Origin of the sequence: Pseudomonas yamanorum (genome assembly GCF_900105735.1) — a bacterium.
GTDB classification, from domain to species: Bacteria; Pseudomonadota; Gammaproteobacteria; order Pseudomonadales; family Pseudomonadaceae; genus Aquipseudomonas; species Aquipseudomonas yamanorum.
In genome coordinates, this window is record NZ_LT629793.1 from 5,760,900 (window position 1) to 5,773,628 (window position 12,729).

At 60.0% G+C, this 12,729-nt stretch carries 10 protein-coding genes and 4 tRNA genes; 8 read left to right on the forward strand and 6 right to left on the reverse strand.

Annotated features, from left to right (window positions below):
- Positions 1 to 63 precede the first annotated feature (63 nt).
- From BLU46_RS27075 to BLU46_RS27085, 3 genes are read right to left on the reverse strand one after another with little or no spacing between them, the layout of a single operon-like run.
- Entirely contained in the window at positions 64 to 1,482 is a 1,419-nt protein-coding gene (locus BLU46_RS27075; protein ID WP_093207978.1) for an efflux transporter outer membrane subunit, read from the reverse strand.
- Positions 1,466 to 2,632 (reverse strand): efflux RND transporter periplasmic adaptor subunit, encoded by a 1,167-nt coding sequence (locus BLU46_RS27080; protein ID WP_093207981.1) that lies wholly within the window; start codon positions 2,630 to 2,632, stop codon positions 1,466 to 1,468. Before BLU46_RS27080 ends, BLU46_RS27075 begins: the two co-directional genes overlap by 17 nt.
- Positions 2,622 to 5,843 carry an efflux RND transporter permease subunit gene (locus BLU46_RS27085; protein ID WP_093207984.1) on the reverse strand — a complete coding sequence of 1,074 codons (3,222 nt, stop codon included), beginning with the start codon at positions 5,841 to 5,843 and terminating at the stop codon, positions 2,622 to 2,624. The genes BLU46_RS27080 and BLU46_RS27085 overlap by 11 nt, the downstream gene beginning before the upstream one ends.
- Positions 5,844 to 6,059: 216 nt before the next feature.
- Here BLU46_RS27085 and BLU46_RS27090 point away from each other — a divergent pair, with 216 nt between their 5' ends.
- Positions 6,060 to 6,470, forward strand: coding sequence for a PA0061/PA0062 family lipoprotein (locus tag BLU46_RS27090; RefSeq protein WP_017476929.1), 411 nt, complete (start codon positions 6,060 to 6,062; stop codon positions 6,468 to 6,470).
- A gap of 4 nt (positions 6,471 to 6,474) precedes the next feature.
- Here the strand turns inward: BLU46_RS27090 and BLU46_RS33095 are convergent, their stop codons facing one another.
- Entirely contained in the window at positions 6,475 to 6,636 is a 162-nt protein-coding gene (locus BLU46_RS33095; protein ID WP_010166825.1) for a hypothetical protein, read from the reverse strand.
- A gap of 263 nt (positions 6,637 to 6,899) precedes the next feature.
- On the opposite strand from BLU46_RS33095, the gene BLU46_RS27095 reads away from it, so the two are divergent.
- Positions 6,900 to 7,529, forward strand: coding sequence for a peptidase C39 family protein (locus tag BLU46_RS27095; protein ID WP_093207986.1), 630 nt, complete (start codon positions 6,900 to 6,902; stop codon positions 7,527 to 7,529).
- A 46-nt stretch (positions 7,530 to 7,575) separates the two neighbouring features.
- On the opposite strand, the gene pbpG is transcribed toward BLU46_RS27095, so the two are convergent.
- Together pbpG and folD are read right to left on the reverse strand one after the other, a co-directional pair.
- Positions 7,576 to 8,508, reverse strand: a complete 933-nt coding sequence (gene pbpG, locus BLU46_RS27100; RefSeq protein ID WP_093207988.1) for a D-alanyl-D-alanine endopeptidase — start codon at positions 8,506 to 8,508, stop codon at positions 7,576 to 7,578.
- Between the two features lie 208 nt (positions 8,509 to 8,716).
- A complete protein-coding gene (folD, locus tag BLU46_RS27105; protein WP_063028602.1) occupies positions 8,717 to 9,571 on the reverse strand; it encodes a bifunctional methylenetetrahydrofolate dehydrogenase/methenyltetrahydrofolate cyclohydrolase FolD in 855 nt (284 codons plus the stop codon).
- 230 nt (positions 9,572 to 9,801) lie between these two features.
- Here folD and BLU46_RS27110 point away from each other — a divergent pair.
- The 6 genes from BLU46_RS27110 (at position 9,802) to clpP (ending at position 12,723) form a co-directional block, all read left to right on the forward strand.
- Positions 9,802 to 9,878: transfer RNA gene (locus BLU46_RS27110), tRNA-Arg, on the forward strand.
- A gap of 32 nt (positions 9,879 to 9,910) precedes the next feature.
- Positions 9,911 to 9,986, forward strand: a tRNA-His gene (locus BLU46_RS27115).
- A 53-nt stretch (positions 9,987 to 10,039) separates the two neighbouring features.
- Positions 10,040 to 10,124, forward strand: a tRNA-Leu gene (locus BLU46_RS27120).
- A gap of 82 nt (positions 10,125 to 10,206) precedes the next feature.
- A tRNA-His gene (locus BLU46_RS27125) sits at positions 10,207 to 10,282 on the forward strand.
- Between the two features lie 402 nt (positions 10,283 to 10,684).
- Positions 10,685 to 11,995, forward strand: coding sequence for a trigger factor (gene tig, locus BLU46_RS27130; protein ID WP_008431940.1), 1,311 nt, complete (start codon positions 10,685 to 10,687; stop codon positions 11,993 to 11,995).
- 92 nt (positions 11,996 to 12,087) lie between these two features.
- On the forward strand, positions 12,088 to 12,723 hold the full coding sequence (gene clpP, locus BLU46_RS27135; RefSeq protein ID WP_003174822.1) for an ATP-dependent Clp endopeptidase proteolytic subunit ClpP: 636 nt from the start codon (positions 12,088 to 12,090) through the stop codon (positions 12,721 to 12,723).
- Positions 12,724 to 12,729: the final 6 nt, after the last annotated feature.

Genomic DNA, 12,729 nt, shown 5'->3' on the forward strand with positions numbered 1-12,729 from the left:
ACCCACCGCCTTCGCGAGCAAGCCCGCTCCCACAGTTGATCACTGTCGTTCTTGAGACAGGTATCAGGCGTCGGGCTTCCAGCCTCCGCCCAGCGCCGTCACCAACCCCACACTTGCCTGCAACTGCCGCGTCTGCACCGCTTGCAATGTGCGCTGTGCCTGCAACGCTGCGGTCTGTGCCGTCACCACATCCAGGTAACTCACAGCCCCCGCCTGATAACTGTTCATCGCCAGCGCCTGGGTGTGCTCCGCAGCATTTGCGGCGGCTTGTTCATCCATTGCTTCCTGCTGCAAATCACGCAGTTGCCCAAGGTTGTCTTCCACCTCACGCACGGCTCTTAACACCTGGCTGCGATAGTGCGCCGAAGCCTCTTCAAACTCCGCCTTGGCCTGGCGCTCATTGGCGCTCAGCCGGCCGCCATCAAAGATCGGCAGATTCACCAGCGGCCCCAGCGCCCAGTACCGATTGGCGGCGGAGAACAAGTTGCCCACACCTTGGGTCTGCCCGCCAATCAAGCCGGTCAAACTGAAATCCGGGTACCACGCCGCCTTGGCCACGCCGATATTCGCGTTGGCTGCAAACACCCGCCGCTCCGCTGCTGCAATATCTGGTCGACGTTGCAGCAAATGGCTCGGCAGCTGTTGGGGAATTCCCGGCAAGGCGATCAATTGCTGGCTCGGCGGCAGCTGGAATTCACTGGCCGACACACCCACCAACTCCCCAATCGCATGCTCGGTGAGATTGCGTTGACCGCGTACATCGTCAAGCTGCGCCTCGGCTTCAGCCAGCTGATTCTGCGCCCGGGTCAGGTCCAGTTCCGAGGCGATCTGGCCTTCGTACCGGCTGCGCGTCAGTTTCAGTGCCTGGCCAAAATCATCCAGCGAGCTGCTGAGAATCCGGCTCTGGGCATCCAGGCCGTTGAGCTGCACGTACAGCGTCGCCAACTGATGCTGCAGGCTCAGGCGTGCCACCGCCAAATCATCCCCGGAGGCTTGGGCCTGTGCATCGCCAGCCGCCACTTGGTTGCGGATTTTGCCCCACAGGTCCAGATCAAAACTCAGCGCAAACCCCGCCGTGTTGCTGTTGTACACCGAAGGCTGGGTATCGCCCCGCAGCGGCCGAGAATCCGATTGGCGCTGACGCAACGGCTGTGCGCTGGCGGTGATTTGCGGGAACAAACCGGCATGCAACTGGCTGGCATACGCCTGGGACGCATCGAAATGCGCCAGCGCCGCCGCCAGGTCCGGGTTGGCCTTGAGCAGTTGTTCCTGCAGATCGTTCAAGCGCTGGTCCTGGTAAAGCTGCCACCACTTCGGCGCCAGTTGGTCGGACGGTTGCGCGCTGTGCCACGGGCCATCGCTGGTCTGTTCGCGGTACTTGGCCGGCAGGTCAAGGGTTGGCGCCTTGTAGGTGGGCGCCAGCGAGCAACCGTGCAGCGCCAGCAACACCAAGGCCGCGAGGGGTTTAAGCCTTGGGCGCATGGGCACCTCCGGCGTCGGCCAGCTGCACGGCGTCGCCTTCGCGCAGGGCGTCGGGTGGGTTGTCGACTACGCGGTCGGCGGGTTTCAGGCCCTGGTCAATCACCAGGCGCTCGCCGAGGTCGAGGCCGATGTGGATGTCTTGCAGGTGCACGTGGTTCTTGGCGTCCAGTACCGCGACCTGGGTACCTTGGGCGCGGAAGATCAGGGCGCTGGCCGGGATGCTCACGCCATGGGTATCTGCCGGAATCGCCAGGGTGGCTTCTGCGTAGTCGCCGGGCAGCAACTTGCCGTCCGGATTGTCGGCCACGAACTGCGCGAGCAGGGTGCCGGAGCGGCGGTCGATGGCGGTGGAGTCGCCCATCAGCTTCGCGCTGAAGTGTTCGCCGGGGTGCTCGGGTACCGTCAGTTGGGCGGCCAACCCGGGATGAATCACCGCCGCATAGTTCTGCGGCACCGGCACGTAGAGGCGCAGTTGGTGGGTGTCGGCGATGTCGAACAGCTCGGGATCGCTGTCGCTGTCGGCCTTGATCAACTGTCCGATGTCGGTGTTGCGCGCGGTGATCACACCGGCGAATGGCGCGCGAATGGTCTTGTAGTCTTCCAGCGCCGAGAGCCGCGCATAGTCGGCCTCGGCGGCCTGGGCGTTAGCCTTGGCTGCCAGGGCGTTGGAGGTTTTTTCATCGGCCTCCTGGCGCGATACCGAATGGCTGTCCAGCAGGTTTTTCCAGCGGGTGGCGGTGGTCTCCGCCAGGCGTGCGTTGGCCTGTTCCTGCACCATGCGCGCGTGGGTTTGTGCTACTTGCTGGTCGAGGTCGGGGCTGTCGATCTCGGCGAGGATTTGCCCGGCCTTGACCTGGCTGCCGATGTCGACTTTCCAGTCTTTCAAGTAACCGCTGACCCGCGCATGAATCGGTGCCTTGCTCCAGGCTTCCAGGTGCGCAGGCAGGCGCAGGGTGTCGCCGGCCGCGTTCTGCTTTGGCTGGAACACCAGCACCTGCGGCACGGCGGCGGTTTCGGTCCAGGCGGTGACGGATTTTTCATGCATCGTACGGGCGTGCAGGCCGTTGGCGACCAACAGGGCAGCCAGTGTCAGGCCGCCGACACCCATGAGCATCAGACGCTTGCGCGAGGGTTTGTGATCAGACGACATGTGGGGTTTCTCCAGCAGCAGCGCGAGTAGGGTGACGACCGTGGACCAAACTGAAGACCACGGGTACAAACAGCAAAGTGGCAGTGGTGGCGAGGATCAGGCCGCCGATCACGGCACGTCCCAGCGGCGCGTTTTGTTCTTCGGACAAGGCCAGCGGCAACATGCCGATGATCATCGCCAGAGCGGTCATGCAGACCGGGCGGAAACGGGTGTAGCCGGCTTCCAATGCGGCCTTGAGTGCATCGCCGTGTTCGGCCAGGCGCTCTCGACAGAAGCTCACCACCAGGATCGAGTTGGCGGTGGCCACGCCCATACAGAGGATGGCCCCCGTGAGTGCGGGCACCGACAACGAGGTGCCGCTGAGGAACAGCATCCACACGATCCCCGCGAGGGCCGCCGGCAGCGCGGTGATGATCACGAACGGGTCGGTCCAGGACTGGAAGTTGACCACGATCAGCAGGTAGATCAGCACCACCGCGCCGAGCAGGCCGAAGCTCAAGCCGTTGAACGCTTCATGCAGCGCATCGATCTGCCCGTGCAGGCTGATGGTCGCGCCTTTGGGACGCATCGGGGCCATGTCATTCAGCACTTTTTGCACATCGCTGGCGACGCCGCCGAGGTCGCGGCCTTGCACGTTGGCGTACAGGTCCAGGGTCGGTTCGATGTTGTAGTGGGTGACCACCGCCGGGCTTTGCACGCGAGAGATGGTCGCTACGCCGCCGAGGATTTGCGACTGGCCATCGGCACCGGTCACCGGCAGCGCTTCCAGGGACGGCAGGCTGTCGAGGCGGTACTGCGGGGTTGCAGCCACGATTGAATACGACACGCCGTTGGCCGGGTTCAGCCAGAACGTCGGCGCGGTTTGCGAGCTGCCGGCCAGGGACGCAACCATGCTGTTGGTCACGTCACGCTCGGTGATGCCCAGGCCGTTGGCGCGCATCCGGTCCACGTTGACTTGCAGAGACGGGTAGCCGGTGGACTGCTGGATACGCAGGTCGGCAATGCCCGGTACGTGTTTCAGGCGACGTTCCAGTTCCACGGCGTAGGCGCGGTTTTCTTCATCGCTGCGCCCGGAGATTTTCACGTCCAGCGGGGCCGGTGAACCGAAGTTGAGGATCTGGCTGCTGATGTCCGCCGGCAGGAAGGCGAACTGGCTGCCGGGGAAACTTTCGGGCAGGGCTTCACGCAGTTTTTTCACGTAGTCGGCGGTCGGCGCGTGGTATTTTTTCAGGGTGACCTGGATATCACCGTCCTGTGGGCCGATGGTGCCGCTGCTGCTGTAGGCCATGTCGATGCCGCTCAGCGGGATGCCGATGTTGTCGACGATGGTGTCGAGTTCATCGGCCGGAACGATCTCGCGAATCCGCGCTTCGATCCGGTCAAACGCGGCGGCGCTTTCTTCGATCCGCGTGCCCAACGGCAAGCGCACGTGCAGGGCCATGGCCCCGGCGTCGGTGGCCGGGAAGAAGTCCTGGCCCAGGCTTGGCAGCAGCAGGAACGAGGCGAGGATGCACGCCAGAAAACCCACGATGAATCGCTTGCGTGCACCCAGGGCAAGGGTCAGCAGGCTGTGGTAAACGTCGCGCACGTTGGAGAAGTGACGCTCGAAACCCTGCTGGAAATTCAGCACTGATTGCAGTACGGCGTTGCGCTGGGGTTGGTGCTGGTCGCCCTCGTGATGGTTGATGAATTCGTCTTCCGGGTGATGGCCCTGGCCTTGCTCCGGTACGTGTGGCTTGAGCAGGAACATCGCCAGGGTCGGCACCAGCGTTCGCGACAGAATGAACGAGCTGGCCATGGCGAAAATCACCGCCAACGCCATCGGGCGGAACAGATAGCCGGCGATGCCTTGGAGCATGAACATCGGCACAAACACGATGCAGATACACAGCAGGGACACGAATGCCGGGCCGACGATTTGCTTGGCGCCGTCGAGGATCGCGTCCTTCACCGCCTTGCCTTGCTCCAGGTGCCAGTTGATGTTCTCGATGGTCACCGTGGCGTCGTCCACCAGGATCCCCACCGCCAACGCCAGCCCGCCGAGGGTCATGACGTTGAGGGTTTGCCCGGTGGCCGCCAACAGTGCGATGGCCGAGAGCACCGCCAGGGGAATCGAGGCGGCGATGATGAGGGTCGAGCGCCAGCTGCCGAGGAACAGCAGGATCATCGCACTGGTCAGCAAGGCGGCGATGATGCCTTCCTGGGCCACGCTGCCCACCGACTGTTTGACGAACACCGAGGCGTCGCCGAGCAGCGAGGTCTTCAGCGACGGCGGCAGGGTTTCATTGATGCGCGGCAGCATCTGGCGGATGCCGTCGATGATCGACAGGGTGGAGATGCTGCCGTTTTTCAGGGCCGGCATCAGCACCGCACGGTGGCCGTCGACGCGCACGATGTTGGTCTGCGGCGGCGAGCCGTCACGCACGTGGGCCACCTGGCCGATGGTAATGATCGCGCCGTCGACCGTCTTGATCGGCAGGTCGTTGAGCTCATCAATCGCCTTGGGGCTGTTGTTGAGCAAGATCGTGTATTCGTTGGGGCCGAGTTTGGCGGTACCCACCGGGATAATCTGGTTTTGCAGGGCCAGGGCGTTGCCCACGTCCTGTGCCGAGAGGCCTTTGGCGGCCAGCGCCTGCGGGTCGAGGTCGAGGGTGATCTGGCGTTGCTTGCCGCCCATCGGCGTGGGCATGGCCAGGCCGGGCAGGGCACTCAGGGGCAGGCGGATATTGTTCTGCACCAGGTCGCGGATTTTCGCTTCCGACAGGCTGGGGCTGGAGAACGCCATCTGCAGGATCGGCACCGTGGAGGCGCTGTAGTTGAGGATCAGTGGTGGGGTGATGCCCGGTGGCATCTGCTTGAGCACGGTTTGTGACACCGCTGTTACCTGGGCGTTGGCGGTGCGGATATCCACGCCGGGCTGGAAGAAAATCTTCACGATGCCCATGCCGGGTAACGACTGCGATTCAATGTGTTCGATGTCGTTGACGGTGGTACTCAGAGAGCGTTCGTAGGTGTAGATCACCCGACCGGCCATGGCGTCCGGAGACAGGCCGTTGTACTGCCACACCACCGCGACGACGGGGATGCCAATATCGGGAAATACGTCAGTGGGGGTACGCAAGGCCGCCATGGGCCCAATGATGCAGATGAATATTGCCAGCACGATAAACGTGTAGGGCTTGAGCAGTGCGGTCTTTACCAGCCCGAGCATGCCGTAACCTCCAAAGGAGTGGGATTGCAAACCCCGGCAGTCTTGCCCGACCCACCTAACACGCACCTTTCAGCCAGGTGAAGGAAGATTTAGTTAACGGCTGAAGATCCTTTCATATGTATTCATTTGTTCAACAATGGTGACAGTACCAAGCTGGATACCGATCGAACGGGAGCTGTTTCGCCTGTTCACTCTTTATCCATTTGGAGTTCTGCCATGTCTCTTAAACCCTTGTTGTTGATCCCGGCCTTGAGTGCGGTCCTGCTGTTGTCGGCATGTGCCGGCCCGATGCCTAAGGCGGACCCGAGCGAAGCCTGGATCGGCCTGCAAGAGGAGGCGCCCAACGACCTGATGGCCGAGCGGGTAGACGGTAAAAACATTAATGATGGCCGCTACTTCGAAGTGAAACCCGGCGCGCATCGCCTGGATGTCACCTTGTTTGAAGAAGAGGCGGGGGATGATAACCAGCAGGATTGTCGCGGGCATGTGACCTACGGCAACTTCAAGGCCGGCGAGCATTACACCCTGGTGGAATCCAGCCTGGGTACGACGGTGCGTGCCGAGTTGAAGGATAGCCACGGCAAGGAATTGGCGCAGACCGATGACTTCAGTTGCATGCCTGGCTAAGGCGTCAGGCGTGGTGCCCGGCGGGTTTGTGCAGCTTGCCGGGTGCTGCGGGTTTTACCTGTGGGTGATGGTGCCGGCGGGTCACGCGCATAACGCCCCAAAGCATGGCGGCGGCGACGGCCAACCAGCCACAGATCAAAAGCAGAATCGTTGTTGTCAGGCTCATAAGTGCCTCCTTTCGCCCGGTACCGGGCACACACTGTCTTGTCAATGGACAGTCTAGCTATCCGCAGGTTGCCTGCTATTGACCAATGGTCGTGTGCGTCCAACTTGTTTGCTCTATGGCGGGCCTTTTACTGCGGCACAAGGCTATACCCGCGCCCCGGAGCGTCCTATGATCAGGGCCCACGTCGGCAGTTGATCAAGTGAGTGAAGAAGTTGCGGTTTCCCTCGAACATTAAAACCTCCTGGTGGGTCGCAGCCTGTTTCATGGGGCTGGCGGCCTGCACCTCGCATCCAAAACCCACGAGCATCCCGGGCCTGCCGGAGAGCGTCGAACTCAAGGGCGTGCCGGCGTTTCGCGGCGAGACTTACCTCGGTGGCCCAGCCGCTCTGGCCAGCATGCTGTCCCAACAAGGCATTGTGATTACACCGGGGTTATTGGATAAGCCACTGCATTTGCCGGGTGCTGAAGCGGACCTTGAGCGCAACATGCAGGTGCTGGCCCGTGAATACGGGATGTTGGTGTACCCGCTGGAAGATCAGTTGCCGGCGCTGCTGGCACAGGTCGCGGCCGGGTACCCGGTGATGGCGCGTATCACCCAGGGCTCGACCTTCTGGGCCGGGCCGCGGTATGTGGTGGTGGTGGGGTACAACAAGCAGAAGAGCATGGTGTTGCTGCGTTCAGGCTTGGCGCGACGCATGCCGATGGATTTCAGCGCGTTTGAGTCGGCGTGGAAAGACGGCGGCAAGTGGGCGGTACTGATTCAGCGGCCCACCCAGTTGCCGGTCAAGGTCGACGCCCAGCGCTGGCAGCAGGCTGCCAGCGCCACGGCCCAGGCGGGCCAGGAACAGGCCGCGGCCCAGGCGGTCAAGACACTGGCCAGTCAGGCCAACTAAAAAAACGGCGCTCAAGGGCGCCGTTTTTTATGTGTGTGTTTACCAATCAGCGGGATTCGGTGACCTGAACATTCGCCCGTGGACGGTTCTTCAGGTTTTTGTCAGCCTTGTAGCGCAATGCGACGTCTGGCACCGAGCCGCTCTTGCCGGTTTCGACCCAGCTGCGGATGCGCCCGGCATCGGCAAAGTGGGTGAATTTGCCGAAGGCATCGAGGATCACCAGCGACACCGGGCGATTGCCCATGCTGGTCACCAGCACCAGGCAGTGGCCGGCCTGGTTGGTGAAGCCAGTCTTGGTCAGCTTGATGTCCCAGTTGGCGCGGTTGATCAGGTGGTCAGTGTTGGAGAAACCCAGGGTGTAGTTGGGTTTGCGGAACGAGACGGTCTTTTCCTTGGTGGTACTCAACTGGCTGAGCATCGGGTACTTGCGTGCAGCGGCCAGCAGTTTGCTCAAGTCACGGGCGGTGGACACGTTGTGGATCGACAGGCCGGTGGGCTCTACATAGTGGGTGCTGGTCATGCCCAGCGCCTTGGCCTTGGCGTTCATCGCCGCGATAAAGGCCGGGTAGCCGCCCGGGTAGTGGTGGGCCAGGCTGGCGGCGGCGCGGTTTTCCGAGGACATCAGGGCAATCAGCAACATCTCTTTACGCGGCATCTCGCTGCCGATCTTGACCCGGGAGAACACGCCTTTCATCTCTGGCGTGTCCTTGATGTTGATGTCGATGTACTCGTCCATGTTTTGCTTGGCTTCCAGCACGATCAGGCCGGTCATCAGTTTGCTCACTGAGGCGATCGGCACGATGACATCCGGGTTGCTGGCATAGATGACTTTGTTGGTCTGCAGGTCTACCACCATCGCACTGCCGGAAGCGATGTGCAGGGTGGACATGTCGCGGGGGGCCATGGTGGTTTCACTGGCGCTCGCGAAGGTGCCTGTAAATGCAAAAAATAGGCTGATGATGGAAAGATGAATTTTCACGCGGATGAACTCGCTAAAAAAGTAGGAATATACCGTTCTGCACGGACTTTCTGATAAATGCCGTTACATTTTAGGAGTATGGATCAGAAACTGTCGAATGTTCTTCTGAAAACAGATGAAAGCCCTTAAAAACAAAGAAAAAAATACTTTTTATCCGGCCAATAAAAAGCCCTGCGATAAGGCAGGGCTTTTTCAGAGCGGCTGGTTATTAGCCGTGCAGGGTTTCGGCTGCGTACAGGGTATTTTCCAGCAGGCAGGCACGGGTCATCGGGCCAACGCCGCCCGGGACCGGGGTGATCCAGCCAGCGCGGGGCAGGGCGGTTTCGTACACCACGTCGCCCACCAGCTTGCCGTCGTCCTGGCGGTTGATGCCTACGTCGATGACGATGGCGCCTTCCTTGATCCACTCACCCTTGACCAGGCCCGGCTTGCCGGCGGCGACTACCACCAGGTCGGCGCGGCCAACGTGGCCCGCCAGGTCCTTGGTGAAGCGGTGGGTGACGGTCACGGTGCAGCCGGCCAGCAGCAGTTCCATGGCCATCGGGCGACCGACGATGTTTGATGCGCCGACAACGACTGCATCCAGGCCATACAGGTCGACGCCGGTGCTTTCCAGCAGGGTCATGATGCCCTTCGGGGTGCACGGGCGCAGCAGCGGGATACGCTGGGCCAGGCGACCGACGTTATAAGGGTGGAAGCCGTCGACGTCTTTGTCCGGGCGGATGCGTTCGAGCAGTTTCGACGCGTCCAGGTGCTCGGGCAAGGGCAGCTGCAGCAGGATGCCGTCGATGGCCGGATCGTCGTTGAGGCTGTCGATCAGGTCGGTGAGGGCCTGCTGGGTGGTGTCGGAATCCAAGTCGTAGGCTTTTGAAATAAAGCCGACCTCTTCACAGTCTTTACGCTTGTGCGAGACATAAACCTGAGAGGCAGGATCGCTGCCGACCAGGATCACCGCGAGGCCCGGCGTGCGCAGGCCTTGTTGGCTGCGCTCGGCGACTCGTTTGGCGATCTGCTGGCGCAGGCTGGCGGCGATTGATTTGCCGTCGATAAGTTGTGCAGTCATTACGCGTGATTAACCATCGAGAGGGGGAAGAAAAGTGCGCGCATTCTCGCATGCCATGGCGCGAGGGCAAAGGCGCTTGGTCTGCAAATTCCCCTAACCCCTTAAATAAAATGAATTTTTTATAAAAAGGATTTGACGGGTTTCGGGTGCATCTATACTATTCGTCGCACTTGTCGGGCACAGCCTAGCACTGGTTAGTTTGTAATCCTCCAAGAGTACAGATTAATAAGGCGCCCGTAGCTCAGCTGGATAGAGCATCCGCCTTCTAAGCGGATGGTCGCAGGTTCGAGTCCTGCCGGGTGCGCCATTAGGCAGCTTTGGCACAAGTAGCGCAATATGGTGGGCGTAGCTCAGTTGGTAGAGCACGGGATTGTGACTCCCGTTGTCGAGGGTTCGATCCCCTTCGTCCACCCCATATTTAAAGGGCGCCAGATTAACAGTCTGGCGCCTTTGCTTTAAGAGCTTCATGCGGATGTGGTGGAATTGGTAGACACACTGGATTTAGGTTCCAGCGCCGCAAGGTGTAAGAGTTCGAGTCTCTTCATCCGCACCAAATAAAGTTTTGTGAAGGCCGGATGGTCGTCGCGAGGCTCAACAAATAGCCATTTTGACGGGCTTTTTGGTCACGCAATATGGTGGGCGTAGCTCAGTTGGTAGAGCACGGGATTGTGACTCCCGTTGTCGAGGGTTCGATCCCCTTCGTCCACCCCATATTTCGAAAGGCGCCAGATTAATAGTCTGGCGCCTTTTTTGTTTCAGCGGTTTGAGTTTCAACGCAGTCGCAGGTGCTGGGCTGCAAGGGCAGGGCGTTTCGTCGTATTTATGTTTCGCGATGATGCCGCACTGCTCGCTGGCCTTGTCCGCAGGGTCGGTTGTCAGGGAGATGATTGGCAGCTGCTTCTATATATAGAAGGGTTGGCGCAGAGCCCTGGCGTGATGGGATGTATTTGCTACCGGGGCGAGCTGCACTCGTGCATTCGTACCTATAAATTGCCTGCTGTTTTTTTACCCGTTTTCAGTAGGGTGACTTCTTGAGTTTGACCCACTAGAATGCATGCCCTTGATTCTGGGGTCGGAAACGGCCAGCTAACGTCTGTGCAACGAGGAATATCCATGCAAGTTTCTGTTGAAAATACTTCTGCTCTTGAGCGCCGCATGAGCATCACCGTGCCGGCCGAGCGCATCGAGACCCAGGTCAACAAGCGTCTGCAGCAGACTGCCCAAAAGGCCAAGATCGCTGGTTTCCGTCCAGGCAAAGTGCCAATGAGCGAAATCAAGCGCCGCTTCGGTGCTGATGCACGTCAGGAAGCTGTAGGTGACGTGATCCAGGCTTCCTTCTACGAAGCCGTTGTCGAGCAAAAGCTGAACCCGGCTGGCTCGCCTTCCATCGAGCCTAAGTCCCTGGAAGCAGGCAAGGATCTGGAATACGTTGCAATCTTCGAAGTGTTCCCTGAATTCGAAGTTGCCGGTTTCGATTCGATCGCCATCGAGCGCCTGAGCGCTGATGTTGCTGACTCCGATCTGGACAACATGCTGGAAATCCTGCGCAAGCAGAACACTCGTTTTGAAGTGGCCGATCGCGCTGCCCAGAACGAAGACCAGCTGAACATCGATTTCGTTGGCAAGGTTGACGGCGAAGCATTCGCTGGCGGCTCCGCCAAGGGCACCCAACTGGTACTGGGCTCCAACCGCATGATCCCTGGTTTCGAAGACGGCCTGGTTGGCGCCAAAGCCGGCGAAGAGCGCGTTCTGAACCTGACTTTCCCGGCTGACTACCAGAACCTGGACCTGGCTGGCAAAGCCGCTGAGTTCACCGTGACTGTCAACACCGTTTCCGAGCCTAAGCTGCCAGAACTGAACGAAGAGTTCTTCAACCAGTTCGGTATCAAGGAAACCGGCATCGAAGGTTTCCGCACCGAAGTTCGCAAGAACATGGAGCGTGAGCTGCGTCAGGCCATCAAATCCAAGGTCAAGAACCAGGTGATGGACGGTCTGCTGGCCGCCAACCCGATCGAAGTGCCGAAGGCCCTGCTGTCCAACGAAGTTGATCGTCTGCGTGTGCAGGCTGTTCAGCAGTTCGGTGGCAACATCAAGCCTGACCAACTGCCTGCCGAGCTGTTCGAAGAACAAGCCAAGCGCCGCGTTGTACTGGGTCTGATCGTGGCTGAAGTGGTCAAGCAATTCGACCTCAAGCCAGACGAAACCCGCGTTCGCGAAATGATCCAGGAAATGGCTTCGGCCTACCAGGAGCCTGAGGCTGTCGTGTCCTGGTACTACAAGAACGACCAGCAGCTGAACGAAGTGCGTTCGGTTGTGCTGGAAGAGCAAGTTGTGGATACTGTTCTGCAGAAGGCTAAGGTGACCGATAAAGCGGTCTCTTACGAAGAAGCAGTCAAGCCGGCTGAAGCAGCACAAGCCGACTGATCGCTCAACTCGTTTGAAAATACACCCATAAGCCAGCCTCGCGCTGGCTTATGCGTATTCAAGACATGACTATTTGGGAGTAACTGCAGAGCATGTTCCGTAATTCGTATATTCAGCAGAACTCTGATATCCAGGCCGCTGGCGGCCTGGTCCCGATGGTTGTCGAGCAATCTGCTCGTGGCGAACGCGCCTATGACATCTACTCGCGCCTGCTCAAGGAGCGAGTGATCTTTCTGGTTGGTCCGGTAGAGGACTACATGGCCAACCTGATCTGTGCGCAGCTGCTGTTCCTTGAAGCGGAAAACCCGGACAAGGACATCCATCTCTACATCAACTCCCCGGGCGGTTCGGTAACAGCTGGCATGTCGATCTACGACACCATGCAGTTCATCAAGCCGAACGTATCGACCACCTGTATCGGTCAGGCGTGCAGCATGGGTGCTTTCCTGCTGACCGCTGGTGCTGAGGGCAAGCGTTACTGCCTGCCGAACTCGCGTGTGATGATTCACCAGCCACTGGGCGGTTTCCAGGGCCAGGCATCGGACATCGAAATCCATGCCAAGGAAATCCTCTTTATTCGTGAGCGTCTCAACACGCTGATGGCCAAACATAGCGGGCATACCCTGGAAGAGATCGAGCGCGACACCAACCGTGACAATTTCATGAGCGCCGAAGCCGCGCGTGAATACGGGTTGATCGACGCAGTGATCGAAAAGCGCCCCGCTTAATATAAG

What these genes read in the sequence shown, in the direction of transcription:
- BLU46_RS27075 (WP_093207978.1), bottom strand. Translation starts at nt 1,482, where the DNA reads ATGCGCCCAAGGCTTAAACCCCTCGCGGCCTTGGTGTTGCTGGCGCTG.
- BLU46_RS27080 (WP_093207981.1), bottom strand. Translation starts at nt 2,632, where the DNA reads ATGTCGTCTGATCACAAACCCTCGCGCAAGCGTCTGATGCTCATGGGT.
- BLU46_RS27085 (WP_093207984.1), bottom strand. Translation starts at nt 5,843, where the DNA reads ATGCTCGGGCTGGTAAAGACCGCACTGCTCAAGCCCTACACGTTTATC.
- BLU46_RS27090 (WP_017476929.1), top strand. Translation starts at nt 6,060, where the DNA reads ATGTCTCTTAAACCCTTGTTGTTGATCCCGGCCTTGAGTGCGGTCCTG.
- BLU46_RS33095 (WP_010166825.1), bottom strand. Translation starts at nt 6,636, where the DNA reads ATGAGCCTGACAACAACGATTCTGCTTTTGATCTGTGGCTGGTTGGCC.
- BLU46_RS27095 (WP_093207986.1), top strand. Translation starts at nt 6,900, where the DNA reads ATGGGGCTGGCGGCCTGCACCTCGCATCCAAAACCCACGAGCATCCCG.
- folD (WP_063028602.1), bottom strand. Translation starts at nt 9,571, where the DNA reads ATGACTGCACAACTTATCGACGGCAAATCAATCGCCGCCAGCCTGCGC.
- tig (WP_008431940.1), top strand. Translation starts at nt 10,685, where the DNA reads ATGCAAGTTTCTGTTGAAAATACTTCTGCTCTTGAGCGCCGCATGAGC.
- clpP (WP_003174822.1), top strand. Translation starts at nt 12,088, where the DNA reads ATGTTCCGTAATTCGTATATTCAGCAGAACTCTGATATCCAGGCCGCT.